At 69.3% G+C, this 15,574-nt stretch carries 11 protein-coding genes; 6 read left to right on the plus strand and 5 right to left on the minus strand.

What is annotated here, in order from left to right; all coding sequences use genetic code 11:
• Positions 1–84: 84 nt before the first annotated feature.
• Entirely contained in the window at positions 85–3,117 is a 3,033-nt protein-coding gene (locus DAT37_RS46330) for a DNA polymerase III subunit gamma and tau (protein WP_408637353.1), read from the minus strand.
• A 444-nt stretch (positions 3,118–3,561) separates the two neighbouring features.
• On the opposite strand from DAT37_RS46330, the gene DAT37_RS01120 reads away from it, so the two are divergent.
• From DAT37_RS01120 to DAT37_RS01135, 4 genes are all read left to right on the plus strand, one after another.
• The gene (locus DAT37_RS01120) at positions 3,562–4,395 is read left to right on the plus strand and encodes a hypothetical protein (RefSeq protein WP_232839421.1); all 834 of its coding nucleotides are present in this window, start codon (positions 3,562–3,564) and stop codon (positions 4,393–4,395) included.
• Positions 4,396–4,468: 73 nt separating this feature from the next.
• On the plus strand, positions 4,469–6,706 hold the full coding sequence (locus tag DAT37_RS01125) for an MMPL family transporter (protein ID WP_109522773.1): 2,238 nt from the start codon (positions 4,469–4,471) through the stop codon (positions 6,704–6,706).
• A complete protein-coding gene (locus DAT37_RS01130) occupies positions 6,703–7,383 on the plus strand; it encodes a TetR/AcrR family transcriptional regulator (RefSeq protein ID WP_109522774.1) in 681 nt (226 codons plus the stop codon). The genes DAT37_RS01125 and DAT37_RS01130 overlap by 4 nt, the downstream gene beginning before the upstream one ends.
• An 89-nt stretch (positions 7,384–7,472) precedes the next feature.
• Positions 7,473–8,750 carry an ammonium transporter gene (locus tag DAT37_RS01135; RefSeq protein ID WP_109522775.1) on the plus strand — a complete coding sequence of 426 codons (1,278 nt, stop codon included), beginning with the start codon at positions 7,473–7,475 and terminating at the stop codon, positions 8,748–8,750.
• Here the strand turns inward: DAT37_RS01135 and DAT37_RS43770 are convergent.
• Positions 8,747–9,355, minus strand: a complete 609-nt coding sequence (locus DAT37_RS43770) for a TetR/AcrR family transcriptional regulator (RefSeq protein WP_198654035.1) — start codon at positions 9,353–9,355, stop codon at positions 8,747–8,749. The genes DAT37_RS01135 and DAT37_RS43770 overlap by 4 nt on opposite strands.
• Before the next feature lie 62 nt (positions 9,356–9,417).
• On the opposite strand from DAT37_RS43770, the gene DAT37_RS01145 reads away from it, so the two are divergent.
• Positions 9,418–10,398 (plus strand): SDR family NAD(P)-dependent oxidoreductase, encoded by a 981-nt coding sequence (locus tag DAT37_RS01145; protein ID WP_157978236.1) that lies wholly within the window; start codon positions 9,418–9,420, stop codon positions 10,396–10,398.
• Here the strand turns inward: DAT37_RS01145 and DAT37_RS01150 are convergent.
• Together DAT37_RS01150 and DAT37_RS01155 are read right to left on the minus strand one after the other, a co-directional pair.
• Positions 10,362–11,168: an acyl-CoA thioesterase domain-containing protein gene (locus DAT37_RS01150; protein WP_109522777.1), complete on the minus strand. Its 807-nt coding sequence runs from the start codon at positions 11,166–11,168 to the stop codon at positions 10,362–10,364. The two genes, DAT37_RS01145 and DAT37_RS01150, sit on opposite strands and share 37 nt — an antisense overlap.
• A 63-nt stretch (positions 11,169–11,231) precedes the next feature.
• The gene (locus DAT37_RS01155; protein WP_232839422.1) at positions 11,232–12,416 is read right to left on the minus strand and encodes a neutral zinc metallopeptidase; all 1,185 of its coding nucleotides are present in this window, start codon (positions 12,414–12,416) and stop codon (positions 11,232–11,234) included.
• Between the two features lie 156 nt (positions 12,417–12,572).
• Here DAT37_RS01155 and DAT37_RS01160 point away from each other — a divergent pair, with 156 nt between their 5' ends.
• Complete coding sequence (locus DAT37_RS01160) at positions 12,573–14,204, plus strand: DUF2207 family protein (protein WP_109522779.1); 1,632 nt, start codon at positions 12,573–12,575, stop codon at positions 14,202–14,204.
• A 60-nt stretch (positions 14,205–14,264) separates the two neighbouring features.
• On the opposite strand, the gene DAT37_RS01165 is transcribed toward DAT37_RS01160, so the two are convergent.
• Positions 14,265–15,533 carry an ROK family transcriptional regulator gene (locus DAT37_RS01165; protein WP_109522780.1) on the minus strand — a complete coding sequence of 423 codons (1,269 nt, stop codon included), beginning with the start codon at positions 15,531–15,533 and terminating at the stop codon, positions 14,265–14,267.
• Positions 15,534–15,574 lie beyond the last annotated feature (41 nt).

The following is a 15,574-nucleotide window of genomic DNA, read 5'->3' on the forward strand; positions in this document are numbered from 1 at the left end:
CCGGACCGGAGCTCGCGCCCACACGCCCCATACTACCGTGGTGTGCGAACTCCGGTTAACTTAACGTCCTCGAGGCGGTGGTTGTCAACCATCCAGGCGTGTGGCACCGAGCTCACTGCGGAGCAACTCCAGAGCGACCTCGTCCGGGTCACGCCGGTCTTCCGGCGCGACGGGTACCGCGGCGGCGTCGAGCATCTCCTGCTCCTCCTCCGGCGTCGGCGGCCGCGACACGGCCGAGCCCGCTCCACCGGAGGTTTCGTAGGCCGCCCCCGGATCCGGGGGCGGGTAATCACCCGGTCCGGGATCGTCGGGCAGATCGGGGAAGTCCGGCGGCGGGATATCGTCCTCGCCCACGAACGATCGCGACTCCGACCCGGTCCGAGGCCCACCACCGGACGGTTCGGGCGCCTTGTTGGCCTGACTCGGCCGCGAGAACCGCGGCGCGGCGGGCGCGGCGGCCTTCCTGCCGTTCGGGTCCGCACCGCCGCCGTTCGGCGCGTCGACACCGCGACCGTTCGGCGGCGCTTGGCCACGGCTCGCCGGAACCCGCTGCTGCGGCGCCGCGGCACCGCGCCCCCTGCCACCGGCCTGCGCCGCCGCCGGACGCGCCGACGCGCTCCCCACTTCCCAGCGCACCGCGTGATCGCGACCGAGCACCGCGCGCACCGCGGACTGCACCGCCGCCAGATTCTGCGCGCCGGAAAGCCGCTCGGCCAGCGGCGCGTGCTGATGCGCGAAGACGATGACATCACCCTCGATTCGCGACACCGAGGCACCCGACAGCAGCGCGTGCACCGCAGCCCCGAACTCGCGCACCTTCGCGCGGATATCGCCCCACGCCTCTTCGACCGCCCGCAACAGCTCCGCTTCCGACCCGGCTCCCGCCGCCGGCGACGGTGCGGCAACCGATGCCGCGTCCGACCCGGAGGCCGCACCGGCCGCCACCGTGCGCCGCTCGGGTTCGCCCGGCTGCCCGCTCACTTGCGGCCGCGTCCGCCCCGCCTCGGAAACAGCTGTCGCCGTGGGGACTCCGGACGAGTCGGCGGTAGCGCCCTCCGGCCCGCTGAGATCGGAAACATCCTGACCACCACGTCGATCGACGGCCGGTCCGCTCACACCGCGTCGCTCGCTGCCCTCGCCGTCCGCCGCTCCGGCGGTCCGCTCGTCGGCCGGGGGGGAATTCGGCACGCCGCCGCTCGCACCTTCGTCCGCTCGGGCCGAACGCTCCTCGGCGGCGCCATCGGGACCACCCCGCGCGTCCCCTACCGCGCGACCACCGGTCCCAACGTCCACAAGATCGGAGGCCGTCCCGTCGTCGGATCGCCGCCCCCGCGAATCCTCCGCACCCGGCGACACCCGCGAGACTTCCGCCCCGGCGCGCCCCTGAGAATCGTCGACCGGTCGCCGCACCACGCTTACCTCGGCACCCGCTGATCCCCGCCCCGCCGCCTCGTCGCCCTCGACGGCGACAGGAACATCGGAACCACTCCCGCTCGGCGACCCGCTCGGCGACCCGCTCGGCGACCCGCTCGGCGACCCGCTCGGCGACCCGCTCGGCGACCCGCTCGGCGACCCGCTCGGCGACCCGCTCGGCGACCCGCTCGGCGACCCGCTCGGCGACCCGCTCGGCGAACCGCTCGGCGACCCGCTCGGCGACCCGCTCGGCGAACCGCTCGGCGACCCGCTCGGCGACCCGCTCGGCGCGATCGCGCCCTCGCTGGGCTCGCGACTCGAAGTATCGACGGTTCCGGAACCCGCGTCCCGCGACGGCGCCTCGTCGCGACTCCGGTCCCCTTCCCCGGCGGCCGAGGTGCCCGCCCCACCCCTTGTCTTGCCTTCCCGCACCGCCGCGAGGACTTCCGCCCCACGGCGGCGGCCGGGCTCGGCGGGCGCCGGGCGCGCGGCGGGCGCCGCGGGGGAATCCGCGGCGGGAGCGGAGGCGGCGGCGGGGGCGATCGCACCGGTGGCGACACCACGCTCGAGGCGCTCCAGGCGTTGGAGGGTGGCGGATTCGGTGTCGGCGACCGAGGGCAGCAGCATGCGGGCGCACACGATCTCGAGGAGCAGGCGCGGGGCGGTGGCTCCGCGCATCTCGCCGAGACCCTCGTGCAGCAATTCCGCGTAGCGGGTCAGGGTGGCGGGGCCGATGCGTTCGGCCTGTTCGTTCATCCGCGCGAGTACGTCACCGGGGCCGGAGACCAGACCGCGGTCGGTGGCGTCCGGGACCGCGCGCATCAGGATCAGATCCCGGAAGCGTTCCAGCAGATCGACCGCGAATCGACGCGGATCGTGCCCGGCCTCCATCACCCGGTCCACGGTGCCGAACAGGGCGGCGCCGTCCTCGGAGGCCAGCGCGTGCACCGCGTCATCGATCAGCGCGACATCGGTGACGCCGAGCAGCGATACCGCCCGCGTATAGGTGACGCCCTCCGGACCCGCGCCCGCCAGCAGTTGGTCGAGCACGCTGAGACTGTCACGCGGTGATCCGCCGCCCGCGCGAATCACCAATGGGTACACCGCGTTTTCGACCGGTACGTTCTCCTGTTCGCAGATGCGGGCGAGCAGTCCGTGCATCGTCGTCGGCGGCAGCAGCCGGAACGGATAGTGGTGGGTGCGCGAACGAATCGTCGGCAGCACCTTGTCCGGTTCGGTGGTGGCGAAGATGAAGATCAGATGCGCCGGCGGCTCCTCGACGATCTTGAGCAGCGCGTTGAACCCCGCGGTGCTGACCATGTGCGCCTCATCGACGATGAACACGCGGTACCGGGATTCCGCCGGCGCGTAGAACGCGCGATCACGCAGTTCGCGGGTGTCGTCGACACCGCCGTGGCTGGCGGCGTCGAGTTCGATCACATCGAGGTTGCCCGGACCGCCGGGACCGAGCGCGACGCAGGACGGGCAGACGCCGCACGGTGTCGACGTCGGGCCCTCCACGCAGTTGAGGGAGCGCGCGAGGATGCGCGCGGAGGAGGTCTTACCGCAGCCGCGCGGTCCCGAGAAGAGATAGGCATGACTGATCCGCCCGGTGTCGAGCGCGGTACTCAAAGGGTCGGTGACGTGCTCCTGACCCACTACCTCAGCGAACGTTGCCGGTCGGTACTTCCGGTACAGAGCCACGGCCAGAGGTTACCGGCGTGGGCCGACAAAGAACATTCCGCCGACGGCCACGGTGCGACACGACCGAGCCGGGCCGGATAAGTGATATAGATCACATAATTCACGTTGCCTTCTTCGCCGCACTCGAACCACATTCGCGATGGCTACCCACTGGCAATCACAAAAGAAGAGGCGACCAGATTCCGACGCAAGCACTCTCAACGACGGATAAACAGAGCTAGCCATACTTGCTCCCCGTTTTCGAGCGTCGAAATGGATGTAACGAATCCATCACCATCAGTGACATCCATGCAAGCTGCTGGCTACCGTGGTTATCGGCAACTTCGGTAGCCAAACCTTCATCAGGTTGGTGGCCCCGGTCGGTCCCTCATCCCGACCGGGGCACAACCTGGAATCCCATGATCCTCGGGCGTCATCGCCGAACTCCCACCGACTTCCGGAGGAATGTTCCACGTGCCGTCTTGTGACGACATCGCCACCGCACTGCTCTCCAGCACCGACTTCGCGGGTGACCCGATCGCGGTCGACCTGCTGAGCCGGGCCATCAGTCCGCGAGATTTCGCGCTGAAACGCGATTCACTGCCGGTGGCCGCGGCCGCCGACCCGGCGACCGCCTCGGCGATTCTGGAACTACTCGAACGCGGCCAGGTACCGACCATGGCCGCCATCCGCACCCTGACCGCGCAGAACGAGATGCGCCACGAGGCCGAGCGGATCGAACGCCTCGGCCGCCGCGCCCAGCGCAGCATCGACGATTTCGGTCGCACTCTCGCCCGCCTGGCGCACGAGCACTGGACCGAACACGGCACCGGCCCGATCCGGCGCGACATCCTCAACTCCGAACCGGTCATGGCGCTGATCCAGGAACGAATCGGCGACGTCGCGCCGAGCGCGGTCAAACACCTGTGGTTGATCGAACGCGCCCAGCGCGCGGGATGGATCGCCTCCAACGCCAATCCGCAGTCGCTGTGCGCGGGGCGGCGATTCCATGCCGCGAAGTACGGCAATCGGGTCTCACTGCGACCGGTGAACTCCATCGGCACGCTGGTCGCGGGGTTCCTCGCCGAATACCGCGAGGGCCACGGACGCTCGCCGCGCTGGTCGGCGGTCGCGCACGAACTGCGCGACGACCGGGCCCGCCGCGTGTTCTTCGATACCGCCGACGCGACGACCCAGCAGTTGTGGCTCCGCACTGCCGAATGGGTCGACATCGTCGACGGAATGCCCGTTCCCGGCCGACGCGGCCAGCGCGCACTGGCCAAACAGGCGCGCCGCTGACCCGATCGAGCTCTCGACTTTCATAGGTTAACAGCGTTACTCTAACGTCGTTAACCTACGGAGGGGACCTCGGATGCTGACCAGAATCGCCCAACTCGCCACCGGAAGACCGCGTACCGTACTCGCCGCGGCCCTGGCCTTCGCGCTGTTCTGCGGCATCTTCGGCGCCACCGCGGCCGGTCATCTCAAATCCGGCGGATTCACCTCCGACGACGCCGAATCCTCCCGGGTCACCCGGTTGCTCGCCGACGATTTCGACGGCGCCGCCCCCAATTTCGTCCTGCTGATCGAATCCGAGGCGGGCGCCGACGACCCCGTCACCCGCGCGGCGGGGCTGTCCCTGGTCGACACCCTGCGGTCGCGATCGGACGTGCGCGGCACCCGGTCGTACTGGACCGCGCCGCCCACGCTGGCCTCGGCGCTGCGCGGCACCGACGGCAAGAGCGCCCTGATCGTGGCCTACCTGGTCGGCGACGAAACCGAAATCCAGCGGGTCGCGGGTGATCTCGCCGACGAGCTCACCGGAACCACCGACGGCGTCACGGTCAGGCAGGGCGGAATCGCCGCGATCTACCACGACGTCAACGCCCAGACCACGCGCGATCTCGCGGTGGCCGAATCCGTCGCGATACCGCTGTCGATGATCGTGCTCGTCCTGGTCTTCGGCAGTCTCGTCGCGGCCTCCCTGCCGCTGATCATCGGCCTGTTCGCCATCGCGGTGACGCTGGCGATCCTGCGCCTGTTCACGGTCTTCACCGATGTCTCGATCTACGCGCTGAACCTGACCACCGCGATGGGCCTGGCACTGGCCATCGATTACGCCCTGTTCATCGTCAGCAGATATCGCGAGGAACTGGGCAACGGCCTCGAACCCGTCGCCGCCACCATCCGGGCCGTGCAGACCGCCGGACGCACGGTGCTGTTCTCGGCGCTGACCGTCGCGCTGTCGATGGCGGTGCTGAGCGTGTTCAACCTCTACTTCCTCAAATCCTTCGCCTACACCGGCGTCGCGGTCGTCGCCGCTGCCGCCGCCGCGTCGATCCTGGTGCTGCCCGCCGCGCTCGTACTGCTCGGACACCGGGTCAACGCCGTCGATCTGCGCGTTCCGCTGCGTCGCTTGTTCGGCCGCGATCCGCACCCCGGCCCGATCACTCCCGAGCAGAGCGGCTGGTACCGCCTGGTCCATTGGGTCATGCGCCACGCCGTGCCGGTCTCGGTCGTCATCATCGCGATCCTGCTCGCCCTCGGATCACCGTTCCTCTCGGTGAAATTCGGCTATCCCGACGACCGGGTGCTGCCGACGAGCGCGCCCGCACACCAGGTCGGCGACACCCTGCGCGAGGAATTCCCGCAGGCCGATCCGGGAGCCGTCACCACCGTCGTCCTCGACGACTACCGGGGTGACACCGCCGCGATCGGCGCCTACGCCGCCCGGCTGTCGACCATCGACGACGTGCCCGCGGTGCTCTCCGCGGCCGGTGTGTACGTCAACGGCCAGCGCGTCGCCCCGGCCCCGCCCGGCATGTCCAACGACACCGGCACCTACCTCAGCGTCTCCACCCGCCTGGATCCCTACTCCCCCGGCGGACAGGACCAACTCGCGGAGATCCGCGCCGTCGACGCGCCCGCGCCCGCGCTCTACGGCGGCGCGGCCGCGGTCAACGCCGACTCGCTCGCCGCGCTCGGCGCGCGAATGCCGTTGGCGCTGGCGCTGATCGCGCTGACGACATTCGTGGTGCTGTTCCTGTTCACCGGCAGCGTGGTGCTGCCGATCAAGGCGCTGCTGCTCAACACCCTGTCGCTGGCCGCGGCCTTCGGCGCGATGGTGTGGATCTTCCAGGACGGACATCTGTCGGGTCTGCTCGGCTTCACACCGGTCGGGCACATGGTGCCGACCATGCCGATCCTGATGTTCTGCCTCGCGTTCGGCCTTTCGATGGACTACGAGGTCTTCCTGTTGTCGCGCATCCGCGAGGAATGGCTGCTCACCCACGACAACACCCGTGCGGTCGCCATCGGCGTCGCGAGGACCGGACGCATTTTCACCGCCGCCGCCGTGCTGATGGCTATCGTCATGGGCGCGATGATTACTTCCAAAGTGGCGTTCATGCAGTTGATGGGGCTGGGTCTGACCCTGACTATCCTGGCCGACGCGACCATCATCCGAGGGCTGCTCGCCCCCGCCCTGATGCGACTGCTCGGCCCGCTCAACTGGTGGGCACCGAAACCGCTGGTGCGTCTGCACACTCGCATCGGCCTGTCGGAGGAGGTAGAGCCCGACCGCGAACCGGTCGCCGCCGCACGCCTATGACCGCATCACCTCGTCCACGTTCACCGCGCGGTTCCGGAGCTCGACTCCGTGCCGAAATCCTCGATGCCACGGCTGAATTGCTCGCCAGCGCCGGGCATTCCGATGCGGTGTCGATCCGGGATGTCGGCAGAATGGTCGGCATCAGCGCGCCGTCGATCTACCGGCATTTCGCCGACAAGGACGAATTGATCGAGGCGGTGGTCGCCCGCGCCTTCGAAGATTTGTCCGGCGCGATGCACGCCGCGAGCGATCCCGCGCTGTCCGCGATGAGCAGACTACGAGCCCAGGGCATGGCCTACGTTCGCTACGCGCTGGAACATCCGGCGCAGTACCGGGTCGCCACCGCGCCCACGGCCGAGAGCGGCGCGGTGGACCGGGTACTGAGCAGCGGCGCGTTCCGGCTGTTCGCGACGACGGTGTGCGAATGCATGGACGAGGGCGTCATGACCCCGGGCGACCCGACGCCCATCGTCCTCGAACTCTGGGCCGCCGCGCATGGTATCGCCTCCCTGTTGATCGCCAAACCGTTCCTGCCGTGGGGTGAGGTGGAGGCGAGCGCGGACCGCGTGCTGTCGGCGGCCTGTGTCGGACACGCGGTCCTCGACATGATCGGGGACGCACCGGGGCCGGACGAGATCACCGACTGGCTGGACCGGCTCAGGCGCGATCCGCCCTGAGTCCCGCTCGCTGCCGACCTGTCCGGCTCGGCGGTCGTGCGGATTCGGTAACTTCCTTGCAACGCCCCGAGGTGTCAGAAGGAGTCTCCATGCCACCGACCATCGATCCCGCGGCCACCGCCTGGTTGCTCGTGAGCACGGCACTGGTGCTGCTGATGACTCCCGCGCTGGCCATCTTCTACGGCGGCATGGTGCGCTCCACCGGTGTGCTGAACATGCTGATGATGAGTTTCATCTCGATTCCGCTGGTCACCGTCGTCTGGCTGCTGCTCGGTTACAGCCTCGCCTTCGGCGACGACGCGGGCGGCGGCCTCATCGGCGATCTCTCGCACGCGGGCATGACGGGTATCGATCCGAACACCGTGCACGAGACCGCGCACGGCGGGGTGCCGGAGCTGCTGTTCGCGACCTTCCAGCTGACCTTCGCCGTGCTGACGGTCGCGCTGGTCAGCGGCGCTATCGCGGACCGGGCGAAATTCGCCGGGTGGATGGTGTTCGTCCCGCTCTGGACGCTGGTGGTCTACGTGCCGATCGCGCACTGGGTGTGGGGGCCCGACGGCTGGCTGATGTCGTTCGGCGCACTCGATTACGCGGGCGGTCTGGTCGTCGAGGTCGCGTCGGGCTCCTCCGCGCTCGCGCTGGCCCTGGTGCTCGGCCCGCGCGTCGGCTTCAAGATCGACGCGATGCGTCCGCACAATCTGCCCTTCGTCCTGCTCGGCGCGGGCCTGCTGTGGTTCGGCTGGTTCGGATTCAACGCCGGATCGGCGCTGGCCGCCGACGGTATCGCCGCGGCCGTCTTCCTGAACACCCTGGTCGCGGGCTGTCTCGGCATGCTCGGCTGGCTCGCGGTCGAACAGGTCCGCGACGGACGCCCGACCACCTTCGGCGCGGCCTCGGGCGTGGTGGCGGGTCTGGTCGCGATCACCCCGTCCTGCGGTTCGGTCAACACCCTCGGCGCCGTCGTCGTCGGCACCGCGGCGGGGGTGGTGTGCTCGTTCGCGGTCGGCTGGAAACACAAGGCGGGCTACGACGATTCGCTCGACGTGGTCGGCGTGCACTTCATGGGCGGCGTGGTCGGCACCGTGCTGATCGGCCTGTTGGCCGCCGAGGTGATGACCGGCGGCGTCGAAGGACTCTTCTTCGGCGGCGGCCCCGCCCAGCTGGGCAAACAGATCGTCGCCGTACTCGCGGTCGCGGCCTACGCGTTCGGGGTCACCTACGCGCTCGGCACCGGGGTCGCCAAGGTCGTCGGCTTCCGCGTCAGCCGGGAGGACGAGACCTCCGGCATCGATTTCGCGCTGCACGCCGAAACCGCGTATGCCGAAGGCGTGCACGGACACTCGCCCCGCCGCTTGGACGAGAGCTAGCCCGCCGCCCGCGCCTCGACACAGGCGACGGCGGCGTCGAGCGCCGCTTCCAAGGGTTCGGGCGCGCGCTGCGCCCTGGAGACGAGCATGCCACCCTCGTAGGCGGTGACCACGACCAGGGCCAAGCGATCGATGTCGGTGTCGGACAGCAGTTCTCCCGCGTCGCGCATCGCGGTCAGGCCCGCGGCGACGGCGGCGGTCAGGCGACGCAATCCGGCGGCCACCAGTTCGAGGAGTTCCGGATCGGAATCCGGGATGTCCTCGGCGAACGATGCCAGCGGGCAACCGACGCGGCATCCGGTCGCGCGCGCCGCGTCGACCACCGCGTCCCGCCAGGCGCGCAGATCCCGCAGCGAACGCATCTCGAGCAGCCAGGTGTTGGCGAGCACGATCTCGGTACTCGCCTGGATGACCGCCGCCAGCAGATCCCGTTTGTTGTCGAAGTAGTGGTAGAGCTGCGAGGCACTGACCTCGGACTCGTGCTGGATCGCCTCCATCGTCGTGCCGTGCGCGCCGTTCGCGAGGATCAGGCGGGTGGCGGTATCGACGATTCTGGTCCGGGTACGCAGTCCTTTGGCGGTCAGCGCGTCGACGGATGCTGGCATCGGCTTCTCCGTACTCGATTTTTGGTATTGGCATTCCATTCTGGGCTCCCACAATGAGAGCAATGGACACAACGAACCGATCGACGGTCCCACCGGCCTCGACCGCCTTGGTGACTGGAGCGACCGGCGGTATCGGATTCTCGGTCGCCTCTTCCCTGGCAGGCCTCGGGTGGACCGTCCTGGTGCACGGGCGTAGCGCGGAGCGTGCGCGGGAAGCCACCGCGCGGATGGGCGACGTGCCGGGTCGTCTCGTTCCACTCGACGCCGACCTCGACACGCGGGCCGGGGTTGCTCGCCTGGTCGAACAGGTGCGCGGCGCCGCCCCGGATGGTCTCGACGTCCTGGTGAACAACGCCGGCGCCGCCTTCGACCGGCGACGGCTCACCCCGGACGGTGTCGAACGGACGGTAGCCGTCAACCATCTGGCGGTCGCCGAACTCACCCGGGATCTCGGACCACTGCTGGAATCGGCTCGCGGACGGTCGGATTCCCCCGCGCGCGTGATCATGATGACCTCGTACCTGGAAGCCCGGGCCCGCCCGGCGCAGGACTGGGCGTATCCGAGCGACTGGACGCAGCTGCGCGCGTACGCCGCGAGCAAACTCCTCAACCTCGCCTACACCTACGCGCTGGCCGAGCGATGGGGCGAACGAGCGCTGGTGTACGCGGTGGATCCCGGTGCCGTGCGGACCGGATTCCAGCGCAGCGCGGGCGGATCACTGCGGGTGATCGGCCTCTTCGGCGCGCCCTTGATGACATCCCCGCACCGTTGCGCGCGCACGGTGGTCGCGGTCGCCACGCGACCGGTCGCGCACCCCGGCGGCAGCTATATCCGCGCGGTCCGCGCCGTGGACACCGGACGGGTGACGTTGTCGTCGGCCCGTTCCCGCGACCGCGCCTATCAGCGCGATGTGTACGACGCGACCCACCGCTACCTCGACACCGGGACCGTACCTCCGGTCACCGCCACGGGATCATCGCCAGAGGTCCGGAGCGCCGACGTGGATCAGCCCGCGCGCTCGGACACCCGGAACCGCGAGTAGTCGATCTGACGCCGGGCGTTCGACAACGTGCTCACCACGCAGGTTCCGAGCTGGCCCGCGCGATCGTAGAGGGTCGCGGTGCCGATCGAGATCCCGTCGGCGGCAATGATGTTGTCGGCGCGCAGCCCCAGTTCGAAACCGGTCGGCAGCCGCGCGAGGGTCAGGGTCATATCGGCGTTGATATAGCCCGCGCCCTCCGAACCCCAGTGACAGATGTGATTGGTGGTGTCGCCCACCATCGCCGCGTGCTGGAACGGTGTCAGCGGCTCGTCCTCGACGAGTGCGGGCATGGCGTGCCAGGAGATCTTGCGGTCGGCGTTCTGGTTCACGGTGAAATCGCCGCTCCAGTCCCGATCGCCGCTCTTGAACAGCGGCGGCGCCCCGTTCGGGGACACGCACCCGGGCGGCGGCATGGGCAGATCCGGCGTCGGACTCCACACCCGGCCCGGCGGCTCGGTCCCGGTGGCGAGGAATACCGCCGTCGCGCGGACCCGCGTCTTGCCGCCCTGGGCGATGGACGCGTCCGCGACGGCGATCCTTCTGCCCCTGCGCACGATGTCGCTGTCGACCTCGAGCGGCACATTGCTCACCGGACTGAACAGGTCGACGGTCAACCGGGCCGGGACGAATCCGTCCGGACAGTGCGTCTCCAGTCGCCGTGCCAGCACACCGCACACGCCGGGACCGCTCAGCTGATCAGCGGACCAATGGCTGATCGCGAGTTCCCGCGCGACCAGTTGGTCCCCGTCCCGCGCGAAGAAACAGACCATCGCAACGCCTCACACTCGAATCGACCGAAGTGCAACACGTTACAGGTCAGCGGCGGGCGGGGCTCATTCGACCGAATCCGCCGACGCGGTGAAGGTATTGCACCGCGAGGTCAGATTCTTCTCCAATCCGAGTTCGAACCAGTCGCCGCTGTTCTCCGGAGTGCCGTGATCGCGGGAGTCGGAAGGCGCGTCACCTCGGCCGTTGGCGTCGCGTTTGGCGATGGTGATCTGCGAGTTGGTCAGCGAGCCCGCATCGGCAGACGAGCCGACGTACATGCCGTTGAAGCACTGGGCCTGCAATTCGACGCGGCGCGAGAGTTCGAGACCTCGGTCGCTGCGGGTACCGGCGTCGACCCGTTCGGCATTGGCCTTGCGCAGGATGCCCGACATGGCCTGCACGTGATGTCCGTACTCGTGCGCGAACACCGACAGGTAGACGACCCAGTTGTCCTTGAACAGATCCGTCTGCAACTGACTGATCGGCATGTAGATGGTCTTGTTCGCCGGGCAGTAGAAAGCGGCGAAATTCGTGGTGGAACCGGTGCACGGGGTAGTGATACCGGTGGTGTTCGCGCTGACGTTCACCGTCGGCGGCTCGAACGGCAGATCCGCTTCGGCGAGCACCGGTTTCCACGCGGACTCCAGGCAGTCGGCGGCGCTGTCGAAGAATTTGCGTGCCGTCTCGACCTGGGTGCCCCACGGCGAGTAGCTGCAACGGGCCGGAACCAGGGTCGCGTCGGTATCGGTGAGCAGCGGATTGTTCGCGGTTTCCGCCGATGCCGAGGTGCCGTCGGACGGGAAGGTCAGACTCGGATCGGGACCCGCGGACGGATCGTCGACGACGCTGCGCGCGGCGTTGAGCACCAAACCGCCTGCCACCAGCACGATCACCACGACCAGCAGTGCCAACAGGCCGCCGCCACCGCGTTTACGCGGACGCTGCGGTGGACGACCGGGCGGACCGTAGGGCATGGGCGCAGGCATCCCCTGGCGGTATCCGGACGGCGGATACCCCTGCGGCGAACCGTAACCCGGCGGCGGACCGTATCCGGGCCGGTTGCCGGGCTGCCCGTATCCGGGCTGCTGACCGTATCCCGGCTGCGATCGGTACCCGGGCTGCTGACCGTATCCCGGCTGCGATCGGTACCCGGGCTGCTGACCGTATCCGGGCGGTGTGCCGTATCCCGGTGGCGGCCCCGGCCGCCCGCCGGGTGGAACCGGTCCGGATCCGTACGGTGGTTGCGTCACTCCCCCGTACCCCCTCGTCTCGATTGGTCACCGACAGTGTTGGTATCAGCAGCGCGCGTCAGGCCCCCGTGTGGTGACGCTGCGCTGCTGCCGCCGGGCCCGTCGCTCGCGCCGTGCCGCTGACGAAGGATAGCAACTTGTCTAGAGTAGGCAGCCATGCTGACATTTCGGGGGGCCGCCGCGAGCGCGCTTGTTCTCGCAGGCCTTGGAATGGCGGCGGCCGTGCCCGCGTACGCCCAGCCCGCCCCTTCGGGCGTCACGATCACCGCGGATCTGACCCTGAACCGCGAGGGCGTCCTCGACGTGGTGGAGACCGTGAATGTGCCCGAGGGCGGCCACTTCACGATGGCGCTGCCGCTGCGCCTACAGGTGAGCGACGATGTCGAGCGGGTCTTCCAGGTCACCGATGTCGACACCACCGGCGCGGGCACCGCGACCGTCGCCGGTGACCGGTTCACCATCGACGCCAACCCCGGCGAATCGACCTTCACCTACTCCCTGCACAACACCGTCAGGAACGCGCCGGGCACCCAGGTCTTCCACTGGATCGGGGTGATGAGCACCGATATCGCCTCGATCAGCGCCTCGGTGATCGCCCCGAGTTTCGAGATGGGCATCGTCGACTGCAAACTCGGCCCGCCGGGCAATATCCGGCCGTGCGCCGATGTTCGCGTCGAGGCGACCGGCGCGCTGTATCTCGAACAGACGGACCTGCGCAAGGGCGACACCATCGACCTCACGCTGCAACTGCCGCCGGGGACCGTACCAGCCAACGCCGATATCCGCGTGGACGAACCGGGCCCCTTCGCCCTGACCGGTCCGGTGTGGCTCGCCTTCGGCGTCCTGCTGGCCGTGCTCGCCGGACTGGCCGCGGTGGTGCTGCGCGCCCGGCGCGAGAACGCCTCGGCCGGGGCCGGATCCGATATCGCCGACCCGCTGGAACGCGACGGTGACCAGGTGCGATTCATCTCGCCCGACGCCATCCTGCCCGGCGAGGCGGGTCTGCTGCTCGACGAGCACGCCGATCCGATCGATATCGCCGCCACCGTGGTGGATCTCGCGGTACGCCGCTACATCTGGGTCACCCCGATCAGCGCGGCCACCGGCACCCCCGGGGGTAACGACTGGCGGATCACCAGGGTCAATGCCGTCGACGATCAACTGCGCGACTACGAGAAGGCCGTCTACGGCGCGCTGCTGCCCGATGGCGTCGACGCGGTCACCGTCAGTGAACTACGCGCGCCGGACCGGGTTTCGGTCGACGCGATCCGCGCGGCGATGATCGCGGACGCCGTCGAGCGCGGGGCCTTCGCCGATCGGTCCGGTCCGGGCCTGGCGCGCCTGATCGGCGGCGGGCTGATCGTGGCGGGTATCGCCGCGACCCTCGGCCTCGCCTTCTCCGCCGGGCACGCCCTGGTCGGCGTGGCCATCGCCATCGGCGGTGTCGCGGTCTTCCTGCTGCCCACCTATCTGCCCGTGCGCACCGGCTACGGCCGCGAACTCACCGGCCGGGTGCGGGCCTTGCAGCGCGGACTCGAGGCGACTCGGCGCGAACAGATTCCGGACAGCGATCAGGAGACCGTGTTCTCCCGCGCGCTGCCGTTCACGGTCGTCAACGGTCGCGCCGACAATTGGATCCGCGTCTTCCGCGACCTCAATCCGGCGGCCGACTCCCAGCCCGGCCTGTACTGGTTCGGCGGTTTCGAGCGCGACGCGAATCTGCAACGCTTCGCCGGACATTTCCCGTACTTCATCACCGCGATGGAAGGTCTCTTCGGTCACGACTGAGACGGAACGGCAACGGCCGGGTCCGATCGGACCCGGCCGTTGCCGTCTGCGGAGGCGGTATCAGTCGTTGAGCGACAGCCGGCGCATCGCGGCCAGCGGATCGGCGTAGATCGCGCTCACCGAGGTGACGACGGCGGCGAATTCCTGCACCTTGCCGCCGAATCCGCTGATCCGGATATCGGTCGGCGGCAGCGTCGAACCCTGCCGGAACGCACTCGCCACGTGGGCGACCGCGGGCCGGTAGCCGGTGAACGCCTGTCCGCCGAGGATGACCCGATCCGGGTTGAGCATGTCCCTGACCATCGCGACCGTGTGCCCGAGCATCGTCGCCCGCTCCGCGAGCAACTCACGCGCGGGTTCGGAACCGGCCTCGGCCGCCCGGTACAGATCGGAGATGGTCGACCCGGCGGTTCCGTTGTACGCGGGGATGATTCCGCGACCGACGGCCCGCGCGTGCAGCGCCCGGTCACCGACGGTGACCTCCAAGCAGCCGCGACGGCCGCAGGTGCAATCGACATTCGAGCCGGTCGGCAGATGCGCGATGGAACCGGGACCGTTACTCGGCGTATGCACCCGACCGTCCAGAGTCACCGCGATTCCGGCGGTTTCACGAACGTAGAAGTACAGGCTGCTACCGCGTTCCTGACCTTCGCGCGGTTCCGGCGTCGGCAGCAGCAGTTCGGACGCGGCCATCGCCTCGACGTGCGGGGCCACCGAAACCGGCAGTTCCAGCACCTCGCCGAGGACGGCGCCGACGGGCGCGCCGTGCCATTCCAGTTTGGGGTGATCGACCACGCCGGTCAGCGGATCGACCCGGCCGCCGATGGCGACACCGGCCCACAGCGGTTTGCGCCGATGCCAACGCTGCAGGAAGGCCTTGGCGCTGCGGGCGACGGTGGTGGTCGCGAATTCCTGGCCGGTCTGCGGGGTGGCGATGGCGAGTCCGCCGAGGATCCGGCCGCGCAGATCGGCCGCGACGATCTTGGTGACGGCGGCGCCGATGTGGATTCCGAGGGTCAGGTACGCCTCGTGATCGATCTCGAAGGGCACCCGGGGACGCCCCACCGCTCCGGAAGCGGTCAGGTCCGGTCGCTCGCGCAGCAGTCCGGCGGCCAACAGCGCGGAAACTTGACGATTGACGGTGGCGATACTCAAACCCGTTGTACGCGCGGCATTGTCGCGGGAGACCGGGCCACCGGTCGCTGCCCGCAGCACGGCCGCGGCGGGGTTGTCGGCGATACGGAGTTCGGGGGCGATGACTGGACGCTGGACACGGACACGACCGGTGGCGGCCCGCGAGGCGGGACGCTCCAGGATGGGGAGGGCCATATGAAGATTCCTTGCTGAAGTCCCGAAATCGAAACGGGACG

This window comes from Nocardia aurea (genome assembly GCF_003123685.1).
Taxonomy (GTDB): domain Bacteria; phylum Actinomycetota; class Actinomycetes; order Mycobacteriales; family Mycobacteriaceae; genus Nocardia; species Nocardia aurea.

What these genes read in the sequence shown, in the direction of transcription:
- DAT37_RS01120 (WP_232839421.1), top strand. Translation starts at nt 3,562, where the DNA reads ATGTTCCACGTGCCGTCTTGTGACGACATCGCCACCGCACTGCTCTCC.
- DAT37_RS01125 (WP_109522773.1), top strand. Translation starts at nt 4,469, where the DNA reads ATGCTGACCAGAATCGCCCAACTCGCCACCGGAAGACCGCGTACCGTA.
- DAT37_RS01130 (WP_109522774.1), top strand. Translation starts at nt 6,703, where the DNA reads ATGACCGCATCACCTCGTCCACGTTCACCGCGCGGTTCCGGAGCTCGA.
- DAT37_RS01135 (WP_109522775.1), top strand. Translation starts at nt 7,473, where the DNA reads ATGCCACCGACCATCGATCCCGCGGCCACCGCCTGGTTGCTCGTGAGC.
- DAT37_RS43770 (WP_198654035.1), bottom strand. Translation starts at nt 9,355, where the DNA reads ATGCCAGCATCCGTCGACGCGCTGACCGCCAAAGGACTGCGTACCCGG.
- DAT37_RS01145 (WP_157978236.1), top strand. Translation starts at nt 9,418, where the DNA reads ATGGACACAACGAACCGATCGACGGTCCCACCGGCCTCGACCGCCTTG.
- DAT37_RS01150 (WP_109522777.1), bottom strand. Translation starts at nt 11,168, where the DNA reads ATGGTCTGTTTCTTCGCGCGGGACGGGGACCAACTGGTCGCGCGGGAA.
- DAT37_RS01160 (WP_109522779.1), top strand. Translation starts at nt 12,573, where the DNA reads ATGCTGACATTTCGGGGGGCCGCCGCGAGCGCGCTTGTTCTCGCAGGC.
- DAT37_RS01165 (WP_109522780.1), bottom strand. Translation starts at nt 15,533, where the DNA reads ATGGCCCTCCCCATCCTGGAGCGTCCCGCCTCGCGGGCCGCCACCGGT.